This is a genomic window from Streptomyces lanatus, assembly GCF_014655715.1.
In the GTDB taxonomy this organism is placed as follows: domain Bacteria; phylum Actinomycetota; class Actinomycetes; order Streptomycetales; family Streptomycetaceae; genus Streptomyces; species Streptomyces lanatus.
On record NZ_BNBM01000009.1, the window covers coordinates 1 to 20,900 of the forward strand.

The following is a 20,900-nucleotide window of genomic DNA, read 5'->3' on the forward strand; positions in this document are numbered from 1 at the left end:
CACACCGCACTCGGCGGCCACCCACCGATCAGCCGCGTGAACAACCCTGCGGGTCAATACATCTAGGGCTTGTGCTGCCAGCCTCGGTCGGTGCGGGTCAGTTCCCGGAAGCCGGCCGTGGTCAGGGTGTCGATCGTCGTGGTGTCGTCGGTCGACTCGTAGGCCAGGAGGCGGTCGACGCCGCACAGTCGTAGCCAGTCCGCGGCCTGGCCCAGGAGCCAGTGCTCCAGGCCCTCGCCGTGCAGGTTGCCGAGGTCGGCCAGGCCTGTGCCGCGGGTCTGGCGTTCCGGGCGGGACAGGGCCGTGTCGACCTCGATGAAACCGAGGAGGCGGCCATCGGCGGCGTGCGCCGTGAAGCGGGTGCCGCACTCCCCCAGGGTGCGGTCGACGGTGACCCCGGGGCGCGGCCCGGACGGCGGCAGGTCGGCCACGTGCGCGATCAGGATCGTCTCGGTGCCGCCCACGTGCCGGAAGCCGGCGCGGTCGTAGAGGGCGCGGATGTGCGGCCAGTTGCGGGGCAGGCCGTAGACCGCCGGGGCGGGGAGTTCACCGCTCGCGTACCGGGCGCGTACGTCCCAGCGGGCCAGCTGTGCCAGGCAGGCGTTCATCAGGAGGTCGGCCGCCTCGTCAGAGTCGGGCCAGAAGGAGGCGGGCGGGCGGAAGACGAACCAGTCGATCTCGCCGATGTCCCGGTAGGCCGGGCCCACCTCGTCGTCGGCCCGGTAGCGCAGCAGATGGGCGGGGCCACGACATGGCCGCGCTGCTCGGCGACGAGCGTGGTGCGCTCGCTCACCCAGGGGTCGGTGAGGAACTCGTCCGGCTGTCGCTCCAGGGCGCTGAGCACCGTGTTCACGGAGACGGACACGCCGGGGACGACGGCGGCGACATGCAGATTGATCAGTTCGGTGAGCTGGTCGCGGTCGGCGCGGCGGAAGGGGCGCACCTCGGGCGCGGGCATGCGGGACCTCCGGTCGGTGAACGGTGTCGGGAGGCCGCCATGCGATGCGGTACGGGGTCGAGGGTACGGCGGTGGCGGCGCCGGGCTCCAGTGGTTTCGCGCCGGATGGCCTGGGCCGTGGGTGAGGCATAGCGTGCTGGAAGGGGTTCGGTTTCCTGTGGGAGGAGCGCCATGAAGCTCGACAAGCCGGTGACCGGCGGGCCCTGCTGGACCGAGCTCGGCACCAGTGATCTGGCCGGGGCCGGGCGGTTCTACGAGGCGTTGTTCGGCTGGCGCACCGAGACCGATCCGCGTCAGGAGGCCGGCGGCTACACGGTCGCGCACCTCGGGGACGCGGCCGTGGCCGCGCTGACGCCGCTGTACCAGGAGGGGCAGCCGGTGGCGTGGAACGTGTCGTTCGCGGTGACGGACGCCGATGCCGCCGCCGAGCAGGTGACGCAGGCCGGTGGCACGGTGCTGGTCGGTCCGATGGACGTGTTCGACGTGGGCCGTTTCGCGGTGGCCGTGGATCCGACCGGGGCGGCCTTCCAGCTGTGGCAGGCGCGGTCGTTCCCGGGCGCGGGCCTGCTCAACGCGCCCGGCTCGCTGGGCTGGGTGGAGCTGCTGACGCGGGCCCCGGAGCGGGCCGTGGAGTTCTACACGACCGTGTTCGGCTGGAGCGTCAACGCCTCCGAGTACTACACGCAGTGGGGCGTCGAGGGCGCCGACTTCGGCGGCATGGTGAGGATGGACGACAAGTTCCCGCACGAGGTGCCGGCGCACTGGCTGCCGTACTTCGCCGTCGAGGACGTGGACACCACGGCGGCGGACACGACACGGTCGGGCGGCACCATCCTCATGGAGCCCACCTCGCAACCCGGCGGGCGGCGCCTCGCCGTGCTGCGGGACCCGCAGGGGGCGGTGTTCGGTGTGTACCGCTCGCCCGATGCGAGCTGACCCCGGATCAGGTCAGGCGCGCGGCGCCCAGCCGCCCCTCAAGGCGGCCGAGCAACTCGCCGAGCAGGGAGGCGAGTTCGCCCCGTCCCTCGGGTTCGAGCTCGGACAGTACGGTCGTCTCGTACGCGAGTTGCTCCGGCAGGACGCCGTCGACGAGGTCCCGGCCGGCGTCAGTGAGGCGGAGGTGGGCGACGCGCCGGTCGCGGGTGTCGCCGCGGCGCTCGACCAGGCCGCGCTCGGCGAGCTGCTTGAGGCGTTTGGTGACGGCGGCGCCCGAGGAGAAGGTCTCGCGGGCGAGTTCACTGGGCGTCAGCTCATGGCCGGTGCGGCGCAGCGCGCCGAGCAGATCGAACTCGGGGCGGCTCAGGCCCGCCCGGCGCAGCGGAGCGTCCTCGGCCTGCTGGAGGAGGGCGGCGCAGCGGTTGATACGGCCGATGATCTCCATGGGCCCGGTGTCGAGGTCGGGATGGACGGTCTGCCACTGCCGGACCACCCCGGCCACCGTGTCCTGTCTCGTCCCGGTCGGCCCGCCGCTGGTCCCCGTCATGGCCGTACGCCCTCCATAGTGTCCGCCCGTGCGCTGGTCCGGGAGCGGTGTCCTGCTTCGCCCCGTAGCGGCGAGCGTACGTGGTCGGTGACGCTCGGCACGCGCGACCCGCGCCCGGTGGCGCTGACCTGCCGTGCTCCGGTGAATGCTCCCCGTGTACACCCTTGCGCTCGCGTGCGCGCCGCACGGCCGGGGCATCGACGGACTGTCCGAGACCGTCGAGCGGGGAGGTGCGCGTGCACGGACCGGCTTCGCCCGGCTGGCTGCTGGTCGCGCTGTGTGCGGCGACCGGTGCCTACTGCCTGCTGCGGATGCGCAGCCATGTCGAGGAACAGCGCCGGACCGCGGGCGGCGAGGCGCTGATGGGCTTCGGGATGGCCGCGATGGCGGTGCCCGCCGCGGCGTTCACCCCGCCGTCGTGGGCCTGGCTCCTGTACGTCACCGTGTTCGGGGCGGCCGCCCTGCACGCCCTGTGGGCGGCGCGGGCGGGCGGGCACCATGTGCACCACCTGGTGGGCGCCTCGGCCATGGTCTACATGTCCGTCGCGATGGCGGACTCCCCCGGCCATCACGGCGGGTCCGGCGTCCCGCCGGTGACGGTAGCGCTGCTGCTGTACTTCACGGGATATGTGCTGCTGTCCGGCGTACGGCTGGTGCCGGTGACGGCCGGTGGTGGCGTGGGCGTCGGGTGGGGTGACCGGCCGGAGTTGTCGCGGGCCTGCCGGCTGTCGATGGGGATCGCGATGGTGGCGATGCTGCTGACGCTCTGAGGCCGCGGTCCGCGTTTCTGTCGGGCATCTCGCCCCACAGTGGCCTTCCGCCCCATCGGTCGGCGAGGATCGCACTATGCACATCCAGTCCGTCGAGTCCCCGCCCCGCCCGCCCGCCGAGCGCAGCGCCGTCTCCCGCTGGGCCGGTGGCCTGGCCCTGTGCTCCGTAGTCCTTTTCGTCCTCGTCGCGATCAGATGGTCCCCGCTGATGGCCGTCGACGGCGACGTCGCGGAGACCACGCACCGCTGGGCGGTCGACGAGCGCGGGGTCACGCATGCGTTCCGCATCCTGACGGACTGGGTCTGGGATCCATGGACGATGCGCATCCTGACGTTCGCGGTCGCGGTCTGGCTGTGGCGCAGAGCCGCGCGGTGGACGGCGCTGTGGCTGGTGGCGACCTGCGCGCTCGCCACGGCGATCCAGCAGATCCTCAAGGCGCTGCTCGACCGCCCGCGCCCCGTCTGGCCCGACCCCGTCGACTCCGCCCACTACGCCGCCTACCCCTCCGGCCACGCCATGACAGCCACGGTGGTCTGCGGCCTTCTGCTGTGGCTCCTGCACCGCTACGGCGCCGAAGGCACCCTGTGGCGCACGGCGGTCACCGTGGCGGCCGTGTCCGTGGCGGGCGTCGGGCTGACCCGGATCTGGCTGGGCGTCCACTGGGCGACGGATGTCGTCGGTGGCTGGCTGCTGGGGGCTCTGGTGGTGGTGCTCGCGGTGGGCGTGCACGCCCGTTGGCGGGGGTGAGCTCGGGCCGATCTTCCCGCGCGGCGGAACTCGGGCCCGTAGGATCCGAATCATGACCGCAGTTCTGTTCGATTTCTCCGGCACCCTGTTCCGTATCGAGTCCACCGAGTCCTGGCTGCGCGGAGCGCTCGCCGAGGCCCAGGTGGAGCTCGCCGAGGCCGAGTTGGTCGAGGCGGCGCAGGCGCTGGAGGCGATGGGCGCGCTGCCGGGCGGGGTGGATCCCTCCTGGCTGCCGGAGGATGTCGCGAGCGTGTGGGGCGTGCGGGACAAGAGCGCGGAGCTGCACCGCGCCGCCTACACCGCCCTCTCCCGGCATGTGGAGTTGCCCGACGACCGACTGCACGACGTGCTCTACGACCGCCACATGGCGCCGGCCGCGTGGGAGCCGTACCCGGACACCGCCGAGGTGCTGGGGGCGCTGCGGGAGCGGGGCATCGGCGTGGGCGTGGTCAGCAACATCGGCTGGGATCTCCGTCCCGTGTTCCGGGAGCACGGTCTCGACCCGTTCGTGGACACCTATGTGCTGTCGTTCGAGCACGGCATCCAGAAGCCCGACCCGCGGCTGTTCGCGGCCGCCTGCGAGGCGCTCGACGCCGATCCGAGCGATGTGGTCATGGTCGGTGACAACCGGCGCGCGGACGGCGGTGCGGCGGCGCTGGGCTGCGCGGTGCACTTCGTGGACCATCTGCCGGCGGCGCAGCGACCGGACGCGCTGCGGCCGGTGCTCGATCTGGTGGGTCCGGCATGAACCGGCAGGCGAAGAAGTAGCCTCCGGCGACCATCAGGGGGTCGAGCCCGCCCCGGACGATCCCCCGCGTCGCCCGGGGCAGACGACAACCCCGACCAGGCCGTATCGAGGCCGGGCCGGACGCGCTGAGTATAGTTGGCTGGCAGCCAGTCAACGCAGGAGTTACAGCATGTCCCCGCGCAGCGCCTCGGTCAATGAAGAGTTGCGGCGGCGTTCCCGGGAGCGGCTTCTGCAGGCGGCGGTGGAGCTGGTCGGCGAGCGCGGCTACGAGGCGACCACGCTGGGCGACATCGCGGACCGGGCCGGCTCGGCGCGCGGATTGGTGTCGTACTACTTCCCCGGCAAGCGCCAGCTTGTGCAGTCCGCCGTGCACCGGCTGATGCACCGCACGCTGGAGGAGGCGCTGGAGCGCGAGCCGCACACCGAGGACGGCAGTGAGCGGATGGCCCGGGCCATCGACGCGATCCTGGGCCTGGCCAGCGAGCGGCCGGTGCTCATGCGCCAGCACATGGCGGGGATCCTCCAGGCCGAGGGCTTCATGCAGTGCCCCGAGCAGCGGCGGCTGGCGGAGCTGCTGCGGGACACCTGCGTACGGCGCGGCTCACCGGACGTCGACGCCGATTACCCCATGTTGCGCGCCCTGCTCATGGGCGCGGTGTACGCGGCGCTCGTGCCCGGGGTCCCGATGTCCGTGCCGGTGCTGCGGGCCGAGCTGTTCAAGCGCTACCGGCTGGACTGGGAGCTCGGGGTCCCGCCGGACACGGGCTCCGCGCCCGGCGGGACGTGCGTCACCGATCTGTCGCGCTACTTCGCGACCGGATCGACCGAATCCTCATCCGATCGCCCGGACGGTCAGTCGAAGTAGTCCGGCTGGGTCTGGACGTTGAGTTCGCGCAGCTTGACCCAGCGGGCCGGGTCGGTGCGCCGGTCGTGGAGCTTCAGTACGTCGAAGCCCCTCGCGAGCTCGTTCGAGTAGATGTAGCCGTTGTAGTAGTACGCCGACCACGAGCCGCCGGAGCGGATCGTGTCCGTGGTGAGCGGACCGCGGTCGAAGTAGGCGATCTCCTTGGGGCGGGCCGAGTCGGTGAAGTCCCATACGGAGATGCCGCCCTGGTACCAGGCCTGGACCATGATGTCCTTGCCCTTCACCGGGATCAGCGAGCCGTTGTGGGCGACGCAGTTCTCGGTGTCGGCCTGGTGGCGGGGGATCTTGAAGTAGCTGCGGAAGACCAGCTTGCGCTTGTCGCCCTTGCCCACGATGTCGTAGATGCCGTCGGCACCGCGGTCCGGGCCGGTCTGCGCGTTGCAGGTGGCGGCGCTGCCACCGCCGAGCTCGTCGGTGAAGACGACCTTGTTCGCCTTCTGGTTGAAGGTCGCCGAGTGCCAGAACGCGAAGTTGACGTCGTCCCGGACCTGGTCGATGACCTTCGGACGCTCCGGATCCTCGATGGACAGCAGGATGCCGTCGCCCATGCAGGCACCGGCGGCCAGGTCCTTCGAGGGCAGCACCGTGATGTCGTGGCAGCCGGTGGTCTTGCGCTGGCCGCCGGGCGGGCCGGGGTTGCCGCCGCCGTCCGGGCCCTCACCGGGGAAGAGCACCGGGAAGCTCACCACGGCCGCCTTCTCGGGTGCGTGGCGCGGGACCTTGATCACGGAGATGCCGTCGTGCGGGGGCTGGCAGTCCGGGTAGGTGGCGTCGGGTGAGTACGAGGAGACGTAGATGTAGACGTTCCTGCGCTCGGGGACCAGCGTGTGGGTGTGCGAGCCGCAGGCCGTCTCGACGGCGGCGACGTACCTGGGGTTGCGCTTGTCGCTGATGTCGAAGACCTTCATGCCCTCCCACGAGGACTTCTCGGTCGCGGGCTGGGTGGTGCTGTTGCAGCTGCTGTCGCTGCGCGAGGAGTCGGTCGACAGGAAGAGCAGGTCGCCGGAGACGGAGACGTCGTTCTGCGAGCCCGGGCACAGGACCTGGGCGACCGTCCTCGGCGCACGGGGGTTGCCGATGTCGAAGATGCGGAAGCCGTCGTAGTTGCCCGCGAAGGCGTACCTGCCCTGGAAGGCGATGTCGGAATTGGTGCCCTGGAGTGCGTCCTTGGGGACGAGTCCCAGATGCTCGATGTTGTCGGAGTGGACGATCTCGTCCTGGCCGGGTATCTCGCCGTTCGCCAGAGCCTCGCGCACCTCGGCCCGGGTGCTCTCGGAGACCTTCTGCTCGGCGGCGGGGCCGTCCCCCGGGTCGGGGGTCGCGGCAGCCGGTTGCGCGGTGAGCAGCGCGGCCATGAGCCCCGCCGCGGCAGCCGCAACTCCCAGGCGTCTGCGCCGTGTTCGGGGATTGCTGAACAGGATCACTGTTTCCTCCCTTGTTCCGCTCGCACTGGAACGGTTCACGCACGCCCGAGTATCGTCTGCGTCATGCACATATCAATAGGGGGCAATGGACATGTAACGCAGACGCCATCGCGCCGGGCGGCCTGCGTCACGGTCGCGGTGGCCCTGACCCTGCTCGCGCTCGGCGGCTGCGACAGCGGCTCCGACGCCAAGTCGCCCGCGCGCAACGGGCCTTCGGTGATCGTGCCGGGCAAGCCGGGCGAGTCGAACCGGATGCTGTCCGCGGAGGAGGCCGCGCGCGAGCGCGCCGAGGACGACTCCCCCAATACGGCCGACGTCGGCTACGCACGGATGATGATCACCCATCACGCCCAGGCCCTGGATATGACCGGGCTCGCCCCCGACCGCGCCGAATCGGCGAAGGTCAAGCAGCTCGCCGAGCGGATCGCGGCCGCGCAGGGGCCGGAGATCGCCGCCATGAGGGGCTGGCTCAAGAGCTACGGCAAGAGCGAGAAGAGCGACGGGCACGAGCACGAGCACGGATCGATGCCCGGCATGGCGACCGAGGCGCAGCTGGCGAAGCTGCGCGCCGCACGAGGCAAGGCGTTCGACCAGCTCTTCCTCACGCTGATGATCACCCATCACGACGGGGCGATCACCATGGCCACCGATGTGAAGGGGCAGGGAAACAACATCCGGATCGAGGAGATGGCCGACGACGTGGTCGCCCAGCAGACGAGCGAGATCACGCGGATGCGGGACATGCTCTGATACGCCTCGTCCTTCCGGCCATGCTCAGCGGCGGGCGCGGCGCGGCGACAGGAAGCCCGCGTCGCGCGCCTGGCCGATGAGTCTGAGCGATCGGCGGCGGCTGTGCCCGGTCGCGCTCATGACCGCGAGGACGGGGTCGGTGCCCGCCTGCTGGGCCGCGCGGTACTTCTGCGCGACGAGCCAGTGCCCCTCGACACCGGGTGGCCAGTCCGGCCGCGCGGGGCCGGACTCGGCGTCTTCCACATCCCGCTCGCCCCCGATCCCGCACACCTCGGAGAGCGGCCCCTCGATCCAGTCGGCGAGCGCCGCGAGGTCGTCCAGGGAGAGCGCGGGCTCGGCCCGTACGTCCTCGATGGACACACACCCCTCGGACACCACGGCGACCGCGTCGACCCGGGCGCCGTCACCGAACTCCAGCCGCACGCCGAACCACGTCGTGGCGCCGCCGCCGTCCCGCACTTTCCACGCGGGCCACACGGACACGGCACCGTCGGTCGCAGAACGATCGGAAAGATTAAGAAAGGATGCTTCCAGCACACACGCAACGTAACCGCATGATCACATTCCATACGATCGAACACGCGCCCCTCGCCACGCACTGCACCCTGTCAGCGGAGCGGCCACGGTGCGATGCTGGAGTCGAGAGCGACTCCTGACGAACCCCGAAAACCCCTCGGACAAGGAGTTCCGCCGTGCTTCGTGTCGCCGTCGTCGGCTCCGGGCCCAGCGGGTGCTACACCGCCCAGAGCCTCGTACAGCAGGATCCCGGCGTGGTCGTCGACGTCCTGGACCGCCTGCCGTGCCCGTACGGCCTGGTGCGCTACGGGGTGGCGCCGGACCACGAGAAGATCAAGTCCCTCCAGAACAACCTGCGGACGGTCCTGGAGCATGAGCGGGTGCGCTTCCTCGGCGGCGTCCAGATCGGCCCCGGCGGGGTGCCCACGGCAAGGCTGCGCGAGCTGTACCACGCGGTCGTGTACTGCGTGGGCGCCGCCACCGACCGGCACCTCGGGATTCCCGGCGAGGACCTGCCGGGCAGCTGGTCGGCGACCGAGTTCGTGTCCTGGTACAGCGCCCATCCGGACGCCGTGGACGACGGTTTCGTGGCCGGGGCCCGCTCGGCGGTGGTCATCGGCGTCGGGAACGTCGCGGTGGACGTCGCCCGGATGCTGGCCCGGGGCACGGCCGAACTGAGCCCCACCGACATGCCGCAGGCGGCCCTCACCGCCCTCTCCGCGAGCCGCGTCGCCGACGTCAGCGTGGTGGGCCGGCGCGGCCCCTCGCAGGCCCGCTTCACCACCAAGGAGCTACGGGAGCTGGGCACCCTGCCCGACACCGAAGTGGCCGTGGACCGACGGGAGTTGACGCTGGATCCGGCCTACGCGGACCCCTCCGGCCTGCCCGCGCCCCAGCGCCGCAACGTGGAGGTGCTGCGCGGCTGGGCCGAGTCCCCGGCGCGGGATGCCGCCCACCGCATCCGGCTGCGCTTCTACCTCCGCCCGGTCGAGCTCCTCCCCGACGCGTCGGGACACGTGGGCGCGGTGCGCTTCGAACGGACGGCACCCGACGGCCGGGGCGGAGTGACGGGCACGGGGCGATTCGAGGACATCGAGGCCCAGTTGGTGCTGCGTTCGGTGGGCTATCGCGGCGTACCGCTGGAGGGCCTGCCCTTCGACCCTGCCACCGCCACAGTGCCGCACCTCGCGGGGCGCGTCCTGCGCGAGGGCGCCGTCGCGCCGGGCGAGTACGTGGCGGGCTGGATCAAGCGGGGCCCGACCGGTGTCATCGGCACCAACCGTCCGTGCGCGAAGGAGACGGTGACTTCGCTGGTGGAGGACGCCCCCGTGCTCGTACGGAGGGAATTGCGTGAGGATCCACTGGCGGGACTGCGCCGGGAAGGGGTGGAGCCGGTTGAGTGGTCGGGGTGGTGCGCGATCGAGCGAGCGGAGGCGGAGTTGGGGGCACAGCTGGGCAGGGGTGTGGTGAAGCTCCCGGATTGGGATTCGCTGCTGAGCGCCGCGAACGGCAGCGCCCCGTAGGGCCGTATCAATTTTCGGCTCCGCCGCGTGGGCACGAGCAACCACATCGGACCCGCAGCCGGCAACGAACCAGCAACACCCCCGAAATCAACAACTTGTTCAAGGAGCCTACGGTCCGCCCATGACCAAAACCGCACCCGTACACCCCGTCGACGAAGTCCCACCCGCCCGCCACCTCGCCGCCTTCGGCCTCCAGCACGTCCTCGCGATGTACGCCGGCGCCGTGGCCGTCCCCCTGATCGTCGGCGGCGCGATGAAGCTCCCGCCCGCGGACCTGGCGTATCTGATCACCGCCGATCTGCTGGTGTGCGGCATCGCCACGCTCATCCAGTGCATCGGCTTCTGGCGCTTCGGCGTACGGCTGCCGATCATGCAGGGCTGCACCTTCGCCGCCGTCTCCCCGATGGTGCTGATCGGCACGACGGGCGGCGGACTTCCCGCGATCTACGGCTCGGTGATCGTCGCCGGGCTGGCGATCGTCCTGCTGGCGCCCGTGTTCGGGAGGCTGCTGCGCTTCTTCCCGCCGCTGGTGACCGGCACGGTGATTCTGATCATCGGCCTCTCCCTGCTGCCGGTCGCGGGCAACTGGGCGGCCGGCGGCGTCGGTTCGGCGGACTTCGGGGAGCCGAAGAACCTCGCGCTGGCCGCCTTCGTGCTGCTGGTGGTGCTCGGCGTGCAGCGGTTCGCGCCGGCGTTCCTGAGCCGGGTCGCCGTGCTCATCGGCATCGTGGTCGGGCTGGCGGTCGCGGTGCCGTTCGGGTTCACGGACTTCGACGGGGTCGGCGAGGCCGACTGGCTCGGGATCAGCACGCCGTTCCACTTCGGCGCACCCACCTTCGAGTTCTCGGCGATCGTGTCGATGCTGGTGGTGGCGCTGGTGACGATGACCGAGACGACCGGTGACCTGATCGCGGTCGGCGAGATGACGGACCGCAAGGTCGAGCCGCGCTCCCTCGCCGACGGTCTGCGCGCCGATGGCCTGTCGACGGTGCTGGGCGGCGTCTTCAACACCTTCCCCTACACGGCGTACGCCCAGAACGTGGGCCTCGTCGGAATGACCCGGGTGCGCAGCCGCTGGGTGGTGGCCACGGCGGGCGGCATCCTCGTGCTGCTCGGTCTGCTGCCCAAGCTGGGCGCGGTGGTGGCGGCGATACCGGCGCCGGTGCTGGGCGGTGCGGGTCTGGTGATGTTCGGGACGGTGGCGGCGAGTGGGCTGCGGACCCTCGCGCAGGTGGACTTCAAGGGCAACAACAACCTGACGGTGGTGGCCGTTTCCATGGCCATGGGCATGCTGCCCGTCGGGGTGCCGACGATCTACACGAAGTTCCCGGACTGGTTCCAGACGGTGATGAACAGCGGTATCAGCGCGGGATGTCTGACGGCGATCGTGCTGAACCTGCTCTTCAACCACCTGCCCGCGAAGGCCGGTTCAGCGGTCGCCGAGCCGGACGGCCTGGCGGGCGGCGGCGTCGAGAAGGGCGTCGAGAAGTCCCGGGAAGAGACCGTCTAGGTCGTCCCTGCGCAGGCCGTTCATCTTGGCCGTGCCCCGGTAGATCTGCTGGATCACACCGCTCTCGCGCAGCACCCGGAAGTGATGCGTGGTGGTGGACTTGGTGACGGGCAGATCGAAGTGCGAACAGGACAGCTCGTCGTCCACGGCGGCGAGCTCCCGCACGATCTGCAGCCGCAGCGGGTCGGACAGCGCGTGCAGCACGCCTTCGAGACGGATCTCCGCACGCGCCGGGTGCGGCAGGTCTCGGCTGCTGACAGCGGGGATGGTCACGGCGGCTCCACTTCCTCGGGTGCCTTCGTCGGCTCCTCCATTGTACGAGAACTCTCGTAGTTTGACACTTCCCGTACTACGATGCTTATCGTACGAGTCGACGTCTGGTCCCCGCGACGAATGGAGTCCGCCGTGAGTGCGCTCTTCGAGACCTACACCCTGCGCGAAGTGACGATCCCGAACCGGGTGTGGATGCCCCCGATGTGCCAGTACTCGGCCGCCCCGGACGGCCCCGAGGTGGGCGCCCCCAACGACTGGCACTTCGCGCACTACGCGGCACGCGCAGCCGGCGGCACGGGGCTGATCATCGTCGAGGCCACCGGCGTCAGCGCCGAGGGCCGGATCTCCCCGTACGACCTGGGCATCTGGAACGACACACAGGTCGAGGCGTTCCGCCGGATCACGCGGTTCCTGGTGGCGCAGGGCACGGTGCCGGCGATCCAGCTGGCCCACGCCGGCCGCAAGGCGTCGACCGACCAGCCCTGGAAGGGCGGTGCGCCGGTCGGTGCCGACGCCCATGGATGGCAGCCGGTGGCGCCGAGCCCGGTCGAGTTCGCCGAGGGACATCCGGTGCCGACCGAGCTGACGGTCGACGAGATCCAGGAGATCGTGGGGCAGTTCGCGGACGCCGCGCGCCGCGCGCTCGCCGCCGGCTTCGAGATCGCCGAGATCCATGGCGCCCACGGCTATCTGATCAACGAGTTCCTCTCGCCGTACTCCAACCACCGCACCGACGCATACGGCGGCTCGTACGAGAACCGCACCCGCTTCGCCCTTCAGGTCGTGGACGCCGTGCGGGAGGTGTGGCCGGACGACAAGCCGCTGTTCTTCCGTATCTCGGCGACGGACTGGGTGGAGGGGGACGGCTGGACCGCCGACGACACGGTCCGCTTCGCCGCCGACCTCAGGGCGCACGGCATCGATCTGCTGGACGTCTCGACCGGCGGCAATGCCTCGGGCGCGCGCATTCCGGTCCGCCCCGGCTACCAGGTGCCCTTCGCGGCGCGGGTGAAGGCGGAGACCTCGCTGCCGGTCGCCGCGGTGGGGCTGATCACCGAGGTCGAGCAGGCCGAGAAGATCCTCGCCAACGGTGAGGCGGACGCCGTGCTGCTCGGCCGTGAGCTGCTGCGCAACCCGTCGTGGGCCCGGCACGCGGCTCGGGAGCTGGGCGGGGACGTGCATGTTCCGGACCAGTACCACCGGTCGGTCTGAGCGCCGGTCGCGGCAGCCATCAGCTCAAGCCTGTCGTCGGCAGATACCGCAGCAGTGTCCGCTCCAGATCCGGCACGGCACGCTGACCGGCCACCGCGACGGCGATCGAGGCGGCCACGCCCGCCCAGGCGACCGGTCCGAGCGGCGTACAGCCGAAGAGGTGGCTGAGACCGGGCGTCTCGACCAGTACAGCCAGGGCCGCCGCGGAGCCGAGGGCGGTGACGCGGACCAGCGGGCTGCCCCGCCGGTCGGACAGGGTCTGGGCGAGCTGGGTGCCGACGACCGCGCACAGCGCCATCGTGGTGGAGCGGCGGGCCGAGCCCGGGGTGAAGCGGCCGAACAGCCAGGCGGACGTGGCGCCCAGGGTGGTGGTCAGGGCCCGGTGCCGGATCTTGCGGATCAGCGGGGCGCCGAGGAGTGAGGTGCCGAGGGGGTCGGTGCTTCCGGGTCCGACGGCGCCCTGGTCCTCGGCCGCGGCTTCCGCACTCTCCGGCTCCTTCGGCGTGACCGCCACCGCGATCGCCGGGAACAGGTCCGTGAACAGGTTCACCAGCAGCATCTGACGGGTCGACAGGGGCGCCGAGCCCGACAGGACCGTGCCGAGGAGGCCGAAGCCGACCTCGCCCGCGTTGCCGCCGATCAGGATGGCGATGGCGTCGGCGACACCGTGCCACAGGGACCGGCCTTCCGTGACCGCGTCGGTCAGGACCGTCAGGTCGTCGCCGGTGAGGACGAGGTCCGCCGCGTTGCGGGCCGCCGCCGAGCCTCGGGCGCTGATGCCGACGCCGATGTCGGCGGCACGGATGGCGGCGGCGTCGTTGGCGCCGTCGCCGACCATGCCGACGACCCGCCCGGCGTCCCGCAGTGCCTCGACGACCTGGAGTTTCTGCTCGGGCGCGACCCGGGCGACGACGCCGACGTCGCGCAGCATCCGCACCCGCGCCTCCCGGTCGGCGGACGCCAGTTCGTCACCCGTGATCACGCCGGTGTCCTCGGGCCAGCCCAGTTCGGCGGCGATCGCCCGTGCGGTCTGCGGGTGGTCGCCGGTCAGCATGACGGGCCGTACGCCTGCCTCGCGCAGGCCCGTGACGAGGGTCGTGGAGGTGGTGCGCGGTACGTCCGCGAGAGCGAGCAGGCCGGTGAACTCCAGCTCCTCCAGGTCCTGTTCGAGGACGTCCGTCGCCTTGTCGTCGGGGTCGAGCGGGCGCTGGGCCACCGCCAGTACGCGCAGTCCGTCGCCGGCCAGGGAGTGCGCCGCGTCGGATGCCGAGGAGGGCAGGTCGGAGCAGGCGGGCAGCACGGTCTCGGGGGCGCCCTTGACCACGAGCACGGGCGTGCCGTGCCCGGCCCGGCCGACGGAGGCGGCATAGCCACGCGCGGCCTCGAAGGGCAGGGCTTCGGCCTGGGTCCACTCGGGGTCGGGAGCGGCCGCGTCCAGGACGGCCTCGTCGGTGGCGTGCACGGGCCGGTCCGAGTCGCCGTCGAGCCGGGGGCACGCACGGGCCGCGATCCGCAGGGGGGCGCCGGCTCCCGTCCCGTCCGGCGTACGGACCGTGCCGTCGGCGTCCGTGACGCGCACCAGGCGCAGCCGGTTCTCGGTGAGCGTGCCGGTCTTGTCGAAGCAGACGGTGTCCATGCGACCGAGCGCCTCCAGCGTGCGCGGGGCCCGGACGAGGACACCGCGGCGGCTGAGCCGTCGGGCGGCGGCCAGTTGCGCCATGGTCGCCACCAGCGGCAGCCCTTCCGGGACCGCGGCCACGGCCACCGCGACCCCGCCGCTCACGGCCCGGCGGATCGGTGTGCCGCGCAGCAGCGACAGCGCGGTCACCCCGGCGCCGCCCGCCAGGGTCAACGGCAGGGCCTTGTCGGTGAGTTCGCGCAGCCTGGCCTGGACTCCGGCGGACGGTGGCCTGCGGGCGGCGAGGGCCACAGCCCGTGCGGCCTCGGTGCGCTCCCCGGTGTCCACCACGACGGCCCGGGCCTCCCCGGCCACCACGGTCGTACCCTCGAACACCATGCACCGCCGGTCCGGCACTGCGGCGTCCGGCGTCGGGTCGACGTCCTTGCCTGCCGGCAGGGACTCCCCGGTCAGCGCGGACTCGTCCACCTCCAGACCGTCCTCCCACGCAAGGCGGGCGTCGGCGGGCACCACGTCGTCCGCCCGGAGGTCGATCAGATCGCCGGGACGGAGCTTGGCGGCGTCCACCAGGCGCGGCCGGGACTCGTCGTCCTCGGTGCCGACGCGCGCCTTCTGTTTCTGCTTGGCCAGCAGCCCGGACAGCGCCCGCTCGGCCCGCATCCGCTGGACGCCGCCCATCAGCGCGTTCAGATCGAGGGCGCCGACGACCAGCAGGGCGTCCAGGACGGAGCCGAGGATCGCCTCGGCGGCCGAGCCGACGGCCAGCACCGGGGTGAGGGGGTCGTCGAGTTCGTCGCGCATGGCGCGGGCGAGTCGCAGCGGCCCGCTCACCGGGGCGAACACACGCTGCCGACCCATCGTCCGGAGCGTCTTGCGCGTACCTTCGGTGAGCTGCTCGGGCAGGGTCGGCTCGGGGCCCGGTTCGCGCTCCAGCCGGTCGCGGACCTCGGTGTGCTCCAGTTCGTGCCAGGCCACACGTGGGCGGGGGTGCGGTGCGCGGGCCAGGGCCACGCCGACGGCCCCACGGGTGCCGGTCAGCAGGGCCCAGGCGGCGCTCGCGTCGACCGGGGTGTGGCGCAGCCCGGGCCATGGCGTGCGGCGGCCCCGCGCGGACTTGCCGACGGCCACCAGGAGCCCCGACAGGGCGGCGCCGGACCGGGCCAGCGTCTGTGATCTGCGGCCGACGGCACGGGCGGCCGGCACCGCCCGCAGCAGCCGCCACACATCGGCCGGACCGTGCGGCGCCAGGACGTCCGCGCCCCAGACGACGGCACCGTCCTGGTCGGTGAGGGCGATGGCCACATCACCGGCGAGCAGCCCGGCGAACAGGTCCTCGTCGTCCGCGCCCGGCCGGGCGACCGTGACGACGGCGCCGTGCTCGGTGCGCAGCGCGTTCACCACGTCGCTGAGCGGCCGATCGTCGCGCACCACCTGGTCGGCGAGGCCGGTGAAATCGGCCAGGGCAGGGTCGTCCACCATCACGACCCGCAGCCCCGCACGTCGCGCCGCGTCCAGCACGGCCTCCGCCCATGGATCCGCACCGGCGTCCGGGGTCCGCAGAGCGCTGGGATGCAGGACGACCGTGTCGGCCATCTCCAGCTGCCGCAGCCGCTCGGTGTCCCGCACCAGGAGGCCCGCCCGGGACAGGGCGGCACTCAGCACGGCGTGGAAAGCGGCGGGCCCATAGCGGGCGGCCTTGGGCGAGCCGGCGAGCACCGCCTCGGCCGCCTCCGTGCCGTTGTGCTTGACCAGCAGGATGGCCGCCGCTCCCACCAGGCTGCCGGTCTCGGCGTGCACGGCGTACTCCTGGGCCGGGGAGGTGCGCAGCGGCGGGCGCGACAGCCGCTCCCCCGCGACGCTGTGCCGCTCCGGCGCGCAGAACTCGTCGTGGGCCCTGTCGAACGCCGCCGCGCGCGCCACCGTCTCCGCCAGCTGGAGCGAGCGCAGGGCGCCGTCGAGCAGCAGGGCGGCCGGGGTGCGGCCGGCGCCGTGGGCGGCCGCGTTGGCGATGGCCAGCACCATGTCCATGCGGGAGCGGCCGATCCTCGCGCGCAGCCAGCCGCGGAAGTTCGGGTTCTCCCGCAGGAGCGTCACCAGCGCGGTCACCGCCCGGGGTGAGGCGGGCAGCCGCAGGACGTATCCGGTGAACGCGGTGGCGATGCCGATCCCGTCGGCGGCGAGGATCGTGGCGGCCGCCCGCACTCCGGCGGGGTCGGCGGGGTGGGGGACCTCGTCCACCGACTCGTCCGCCACGGCCAGACCGTGCCGGGACGCGAGCTCGGCCGCCTTCTCCAGCACCCGGTCACCGGCCGACTCCTCGACGGCCGTGACCACCAGCCGGCGCAGCCCCCCGTCCCAGTACGCCAGAGCCACGTCGGGCCGCTCCGCCAGCGCCGCGGCGACCCTGCGCGCCACATGTTCGGTGCCGCCCCGACGCCGTACGCGTTCCGGCGCCTCGGGGCGCAGTGCGAGGTGGGCCCGGGTGCCCGACCGCCAGGGGTGCGGGCCGACGGACAGCGCGTTGCGGGCGACCCGCGAGACACGCACCGCGGCGTCGGCGCCCCGCACCCCGGCGCGGGCGGTCCCGGCCACCGCTCCCGCGGCGGCTCCCACCGCCGGGGCGGCTCCTTCGGCCAGCAGCCGGGGCCCGGCCGCGAGGAGACCGGCCGCGGCGGCCGCCGGGCGCTTGAGGGCGGGGGTGAGAAGTCCGAGAACCATCGCTCACTCTCAGCCGGTCGTACGGTGACATCGCCTTGTGCGCTGCCGAGTTCCCGCAGAACGGCATGTCATCCGCCCTCAAGGGGCCCAGCTGGATCAGCCGGCCGTGCAGGCGGTCCCATTGAGCGTGAAGCCGCCGGGCGCCGCGCTGTTCCCCGTGTGGCTCGCCTGGTAGCCGATGCTGACGCTCGCCCCTGGCGCGAGTGCCGCGTTGTACGAGGCGTTGGTCGCCGTCACCGCGCCGGAGCCCGGTGTGTACGTGGCTCCCCAGCCGTTGGTGATCGTCTGGCCGGCGGGCAGGGTGAAGCCGAGCCGCCAGCCGTTGACCGGCGTCGTACTGGTGTTGGTGATCGTCAGCGAGGCGGTCAGGCCCGTGCTCCAGGCGTTGGTCGTGGCGGTCACCTTGCAGGAGCCGGGCTGGGGCTGGGGCGCGGGTCCGCCGCTGTCCAGGCCGAAGAAGGTGAGGACCCTGGCCGCCATGCCGTTGCCGTACAGGTTGTGGCCGACGCCCTGGAGGCTGATCGCCTCGACCGGGGCACGGTCACCGGTACCGCCGTAGCGGGTGCGGGTCCAACCGGACTGGGGGGTGTCCGTGGCGGCCGGTGTCTGGGCGACGCCCTGGACGTTCGTCCACTGCTTGATCATCTCCCCGAAGTTGGAGTAGCGCAGGACGTCGTCCTCGGTGCCGTGCCACAGCTGCATACGCGGCCGGGGCCCGGTGTAGCCGGGGTAGGCGGCGCGGGCGATGTCTCCCCACTGCTGCGCGGTGCGGGTGACCGTGCCCTGTGCGCAGGCGCTGTTCCACTCGGAGCCGTCGGTGGTGGCGAAGCAGCCGAAGGGGACGCCGGAGAAGGCGGCGCCCGCGGCGAACACGTCGGGGTAGTCGCCGAGCAGGACGTTGGTCATCATCGCGCCGGAGGAGATTCCGGTGGCGAAGATCCGGTCGGTGTCGGCGTCATAGGTGCGGGTGGCCCAGTCGATCATGGACTTGATGCCGACCGGATCGCTGCCGCCATCGCGCCTGAGCGCCTGCGGGGAGGAGACGTCGAAGCACTTGCTGCTGCGGGTGACGGACGGGTAGACCACGACGAAGCCGTACTGGTCGGCGAGCGTGTCGTACTCGGTGCCGTTGTACATGTCCGGGCCGGATCCGGTGCACCAGTGCACCGCGACCAGCACGGCCGGGTTGGCGGTGACGCTGTCCGGCACATACACGTACATCCGCAGATTGCTGGGGTTCGCGCCGAAGTCGGTGACCTCGGTGAGCGTCGCGGTCGGGACGGCGTCGGCGGCGGGTTCGGTGCGGGCGGACGCCGTGGGGGCCGCGACGAGAAGTGCCGCGAGGAGTGGCAGGAGGGCGGCGAGTAGCGTCCGGAGCGGTCTTGCCGTGGTCATGCGGTGGGGGGTGGGCACGTCCTTGTCCCTTCTGGCGCGGTCCGAGGGTCACGTTTCCGCACAGCAGGTCGCGTGCACCGGCAACGGTTCGGCAGCGCCTTGAAGGGGCGCGGGGAACTGCGCGACCGGCCACGACGGCGCCGCAGACGTTCGACGACCCATCCGGAGGGGCATCGTGGCATGGACACGCTCACCATGGAAGCGCTCCCACGACAGTTGGCCAGAGAGCCCTTGCTTCCCACCAGCGCTGACTGGATTCTTCTGCGCAAAGCGTTGACCAGAAAGCGCTTGCCCTCTACGTTCCGTTCAGCAGTGTGACCGAGCCGCTCTGAAGAACCCCCACATGGCCACACTGTCCGCGCACGGCGTTCTGCATGACGCACAAAGTTCACGTACTTGATCGTGTCGGTACTCCCGAAGGGATGCACCCGCATGCGCACTCTCCCCCCACGTGCACGCTCGCAAAGAACCGCACTGGTGACGGCCGCCGCGGCCGCCCTCGCCACCGCGGCCGTCCTCACCCTGCCGCAGTCCGCCGGGGCCGCCGAGACCTCACCGATCGGCTTCGGCGCGGGAACGACCGGCGGCGGCAGCGCCTCGGCGGTCACCGTCTCCACGCTGGACGCCTTCAGGACGGCGGTGACCGGCAGTTCGGCCAAGGTGGTCCGGGTCAGCGGACTGATCTCGCTGAGCGGTCAGGTCGACATCGGCTCCAACACCACGGTGCTGGGCGTGGGTTCGTCGTCCGGGTTCACCGGTGGCGGGCTGCGGCTGAAGAACGTCACCAACGTCGTCGTACGCAATCTGAACATCAGCAAGCCGGTGGCACCGTCCGACGGCATCACGGTCCAGGCGTCGACGAAGGTGTGGATCGACCACAACTCCTTCTCGGCCGACCGCGCTCACGACAAGGACTACTACGACGGCCTGCTGGACATCAACCACGGCTCGGACAACGTCACGGTGTCCTGGAACACCTTCAAGGACCACTTCAAGGGCTCGCTCGTCGGCCACAGCGACAACAACGCGAGCGAGGACACCGGGCATCTGAAGGTGACGTACCACCACAACCAGTTCAGCAACGTCTACTCGCGGATCCCCAGCCTGCGCTTCGGCACCGGGCACTTCTACAACAACTACGTGTCCGGCGCGGACACCGCCTGCCACTCGCGCATGGGCGCCCGGATGCTCGTGGAGAACAACGTCTTCCGCGACACCAAGATCGCCGTCACCACGAACCGCAGCAGTGACGTGGACGGCTACGCGACGCTGCGCGGCAACGATCTCGGCGGAGCCGCGACCGAGATCTCCCAGACCGGCAGCTTCACACCGCCCTACAGCTACACCGCCGAGTCCGCGTCCACCGTCGTCGCCTCGGTGACGTCCGGCGCGGGCGCCGGAAAGCTCTGACCACCCCCCAACCGGAAGAAGGCATCGGGACATGACTTCACCAGCAACGCCTTCACCAGCCAGGCCCCGCACCCGTCGGCGCGCGCTGACCGGCGGTCTGGCCGCACTCGGCCTCTCGTCTGTCATGATCACGACACTCGGTGCGCCACCGGCGAGCGCCGCCACATGGCCGACGCCCGCCAGCAGCCAGCCGGTGAGCTCGACCATCAAGGTGTCCGGCACCCGGGACGGCGGCATGGTCCGCTACTACGGCAGCGGCGACCTGGCCGGCGACGGGCAGGAGGAGGGCCAGGACCCGATCTTCGAGCTCGCGGCCGGCGCGACGCTGAAGAACGTCATCATCGGCGCACCCGGCGCCGACGGCATCCACTGCGAGGGCAACTGCACCCTGCAGAACGTGTGGTGGGAGGACGTCGGCGAGGACGCCGCCACCTTCCGCGGCGGCTCGACCTACACCGTCACCGGCGGTGGCGCGAAGAAGGCCGCCGACAAGGTCTTCCAGCACAACGGGCCCGGCACCCTGAACATCTCCAACTTCGCGGTGAGCGAGTTCAAGACGCTGTACCGCTCGTGCGGCGACTGCTCCACGCAGTACACGCGCAAGGTCAACCTCAGCAACATCGAGGTGACCGGCACGGGGTCGACGGCCCGCCTGGTCGGTATCAACGTCAACCGCAACGACGTGGCGACACTGCGCGGCATCACCATCCTCAACGATGCCTCCCGCAAGGTCATCCCCTGCCAGAAGTACAACAACAACACGGCCGTGGGCACCGGGCCGGACAGCACCAACTGCCTGTACTCCAGCTCGGACATCACCTACAGGTAAGCCGCGCCGGCGGATAGTCCCCCCACGGTGAAGGCGGCCGTCCGAAGCGTCCCCGCACGGCGCTTCGGG

General features: G+C 71.7%; 17 protein-coding genes and 1 pseudogene. 11 read left to right on the plus strand and 7 right to left on the minus strand.

Annotation, left to right across the window (positions count from 1 at the left end):
* Positions 1–62: 62 nt before the first annotated feature.
* Positions 63–958 (minus strand): annotated as a pseudogene (locus IE325_RS23480) (GNAT family N-acetyltransferase).
* A 171-nt stretch (positions 959–1,129) separates the two neighbouring features.
* Here IE325_RS23480 and IE325_RS23485 point away from each other — a divergent pair.
* On the plus strand, positions 1,130–1,894 hold the full coding sequence (locus IE325_RS23485; RefSeq protein WP_190072003.1) for a VOC family protein: 765 nt from the start codon (positions 1,130–1,132) through the stop codon (positions 1,892–1,894).
* Positions 1,895–1,901: 7 nt separating this feature from the next.
* On the opposite strand, the gene IE325_RS23490 is transcribed toward IE325_RS23485, so the two are convergent.
* Positions 1,902–2,441 carry a MarR family winged helix-turn-helix transcriptional regulator gene (locus IE325_RS23490; RefSeq protein WP_190072004.1) on the minus strand — a complete coding sequence of 180 codons (540 nt, stop codon included), beginning with the start codon at positions 2,439–2,441 and terminating at the stop codon, positions 1,902–1,904.
* Between the two features lie 236 nt (positions 2,442–2,677).
* On the opposite strand from IE325_RS23490, the gene IE325_RS23495 reads away from it, so the two are divergent.
* From IE325_RS23495 to IE325_RS23510, 4 genes are all read left to right on the plus strand, one after another.
* Positions 2,678–3,211, plus strand: a complete 534-nt coding sequence (locus IE325_RS23495; protein WP_190072005.1) for a DUF5134 domain-containing protein — start codon at positions 2,678–2,680, stop codon at positions 3,209–3,211.
* 76 nt (positions 3,212–3,287) lie between these two features.
* Positions 3,288–3,959 (plus strand): phosphatase PAP2 family protein, encoded by a 672-nt coding sequence (locus IE325_RS23500; protein WP_190072006.1) that lies wholly within the window; start codon positions 3,288–3,290, stop codon positions 3,957–3,959.
* Positions 3,960–4,011: 52 nt separating this feature from the next.
* A complete protein-coding gene (locus IE325_RS23505) occupies positions 4,012–4,707 on the plus strand; it encodes an HAD family hydrolase (RefSeq protein ID WP_190072007.1) in 696 nt (231 codons plus the stop codon).
* 169 nt (positions 4,708–4,876) lie between these two features.
* On the plus strand, positions 4,877–5,572 hold the full coding sequence (locus IE325_RS23510) for a TetR/AcrR family transcriptional regulator (RefSeq protein WP_190072008.1): 696 nt from the start codon (positions 4,877–4,879) through the stop codon (positions 5,570–5,572).
* Here IE325_RS23510 and IE325_RS23515 read toward each other — a convergent pair.
* The gene (locus IE325_RS23515; RefSeq protein ID WP_190072009.1) at positions 5,560–7,056 is read right to left on the minus strand and encodes an LVIVD repeat-containing protein; all 1,497 of its coding nucleotides are present in this window, start codon (positions 7,054–7,056) and stop codon (positions 5,560–5,562) included. The two genes, IE325_RS23510 and IE325_RS23515, sit on opposite strands and share 13 nt — an antisense overlap.
* A 63-nt stretch (positions 7,057–7,119) precedes the next feature.
* Between IE325_RS23515 and IE325_RS23520 the strand changes: the two genes are divergently transcribed.
* Complete coding sequence (locus tag IE325_RS23520) at positions 7,120–7,806, plus strand: DUF305 domain-containing protein (RefSeq protein ID WP_190072010.1); 687 nt, start codon at positions 7,120–7,122, stop codon at positions 7,804–7,806.
* Between the two features lie 24 nt (positions 7,807–7,830).
* Here IE325_RS23520 and IE325_RS23525 read toward each other — a convergent pair whose 3' ends face one another.
* Positions 7,831–8,289: a DUF6214 family protein gene (locus tag IE325_RS23525; RefSeq protein WP_190072011.1), complete on the minus strand. Its 459-nt coding sequence runs from the start codon at positions 8,287–8,289 to the stop codon at positions 7,831–7,833.
* 209 nt (positions 8,290–8,498) lie between these two features.
* On the opposite strand from IE325_RS23525, the gene IE325_RS23530 reads away from it, so the two are divergent.
* Both IE325_RS23530 and IE325_RS23535 read left to right on the plus strand, forming a co-directional pair.
* Positions 8,499–9,845 (plus strand): FAD-dependent oxidoreductase, encoded by a 1,347-nt coding sequence (locus tag IE325_RS23530; protein ID WP_190072012.1) that lies wholly within the window; start codon positions 8,499–8,501, stop codon positions 9,843–9,845.
* 121 nt (positions 9,846–9,966) lie between these two features.
* Positions 9,967–11,355, plus strand: a complete 1,389-nt coding sequence (locus IE325_RS23535) for a nucleobase:cation symporter-2 family protein (RefSeq protein ID WP_190072013.1) — start codon at positions 9,967–9,969, stop codon at positions 11,353–11,355.
* On the opposite strand, the gene IE325_RS23540 is transcribed toward IE325_RS23535, so the two are convergent.
* Entirely contained in the window at positions 11,275–11,628 is a 354-nt protein-coding gene (locus tag IE325_RS23540) for an ArsR/SmtB family transcription factor (RefSeq protein WP_190072014.1), read from the minus strand. The genes IE325_RS23535 and IE325_RS23540 overlap by 81 nt on opposite strands.
* A 132-nt stretch (positions 11,629–11,760) precedes the next feature.
* On the opposite strand from IE325_RS23540, the gene IE325_RS23545 reads away from it, so the two are divergent.
* A complete protein-coding gene (locus IE325_RS23545) occupies positions 11,761–12,840 on the plus strand; it encodes an NADH:flavin oxidoreductase/NADH oxidase (RefSeq protein WP_190072015.1) in 1,080 nt (359 codons plus the stop codon).
* A gap of 19 nt (positions 12,841–12,859) precedes the next feature.
* Here IE325_RS23545 and IE325_RS23550 read toward each other — a convergent pair whose 3' ends face one another.
* Together IE325_RS23550 and IE325_RS23555 are read right to left on the minus strand one after the other, a co-directional pair.
* Positions 12,860–17,197, minus strand: coding sequence for a cation-translocating P-type ATPase (locus tag IE325_RS23550; protein WP_190072016.1), 4,338 nt, complete (start codon positions 17,195–17,197; stop codon positions 12,860–12,862).
* Between the two features lie 96 nt (positions 17,198–17,293).
* Positions 17,294–18,592 carry an extracellular catalytic domain type 1 short-chain-length polyhydroxyalkanoate depolymerase gene (locus IE325_RS23555; RefSeq protein WP_190072017.1) on the minus strand — a complete coding sequence of 433 codons (1,299 nt, stop codon included), beginning with the start codon at positions 18,590–18,592 and terminating at the stop codon, positions 17,294–17,296.
* A 432-nt stretch (positions 18,593–19,024) separates the two neighbouring features.
* Here IE325_RS23555 and IE325_RS23560 point away from each other — a divergent pair, with 432 nt between their 5' ends.
* A complete protein-coding gene (locus tag IE325_RS23560) occupies positions 19,025–20,002 on the plus strand; it encodes a pectate lyase family protein (protein ID WP_190072018.1) in 978 nt (325 codons plus the stop codon).
* A 31-nt stretch (positions 20,003–20,033) separates the two neighbouring features.
* The gene (locus IE325_RS23565; protein ID WP_190072019.1) at positions 20,034–20,831 is read left to right on the plus strand and encodes a pectate lyase; all 798 of its coding nucleotides are present in this window, start codon (positions 20,034–20,036) and stop codon (positions 20,829–20,831) included.
* Positions 20,832–20,900 lie beyond the last annotated feature (69 nt).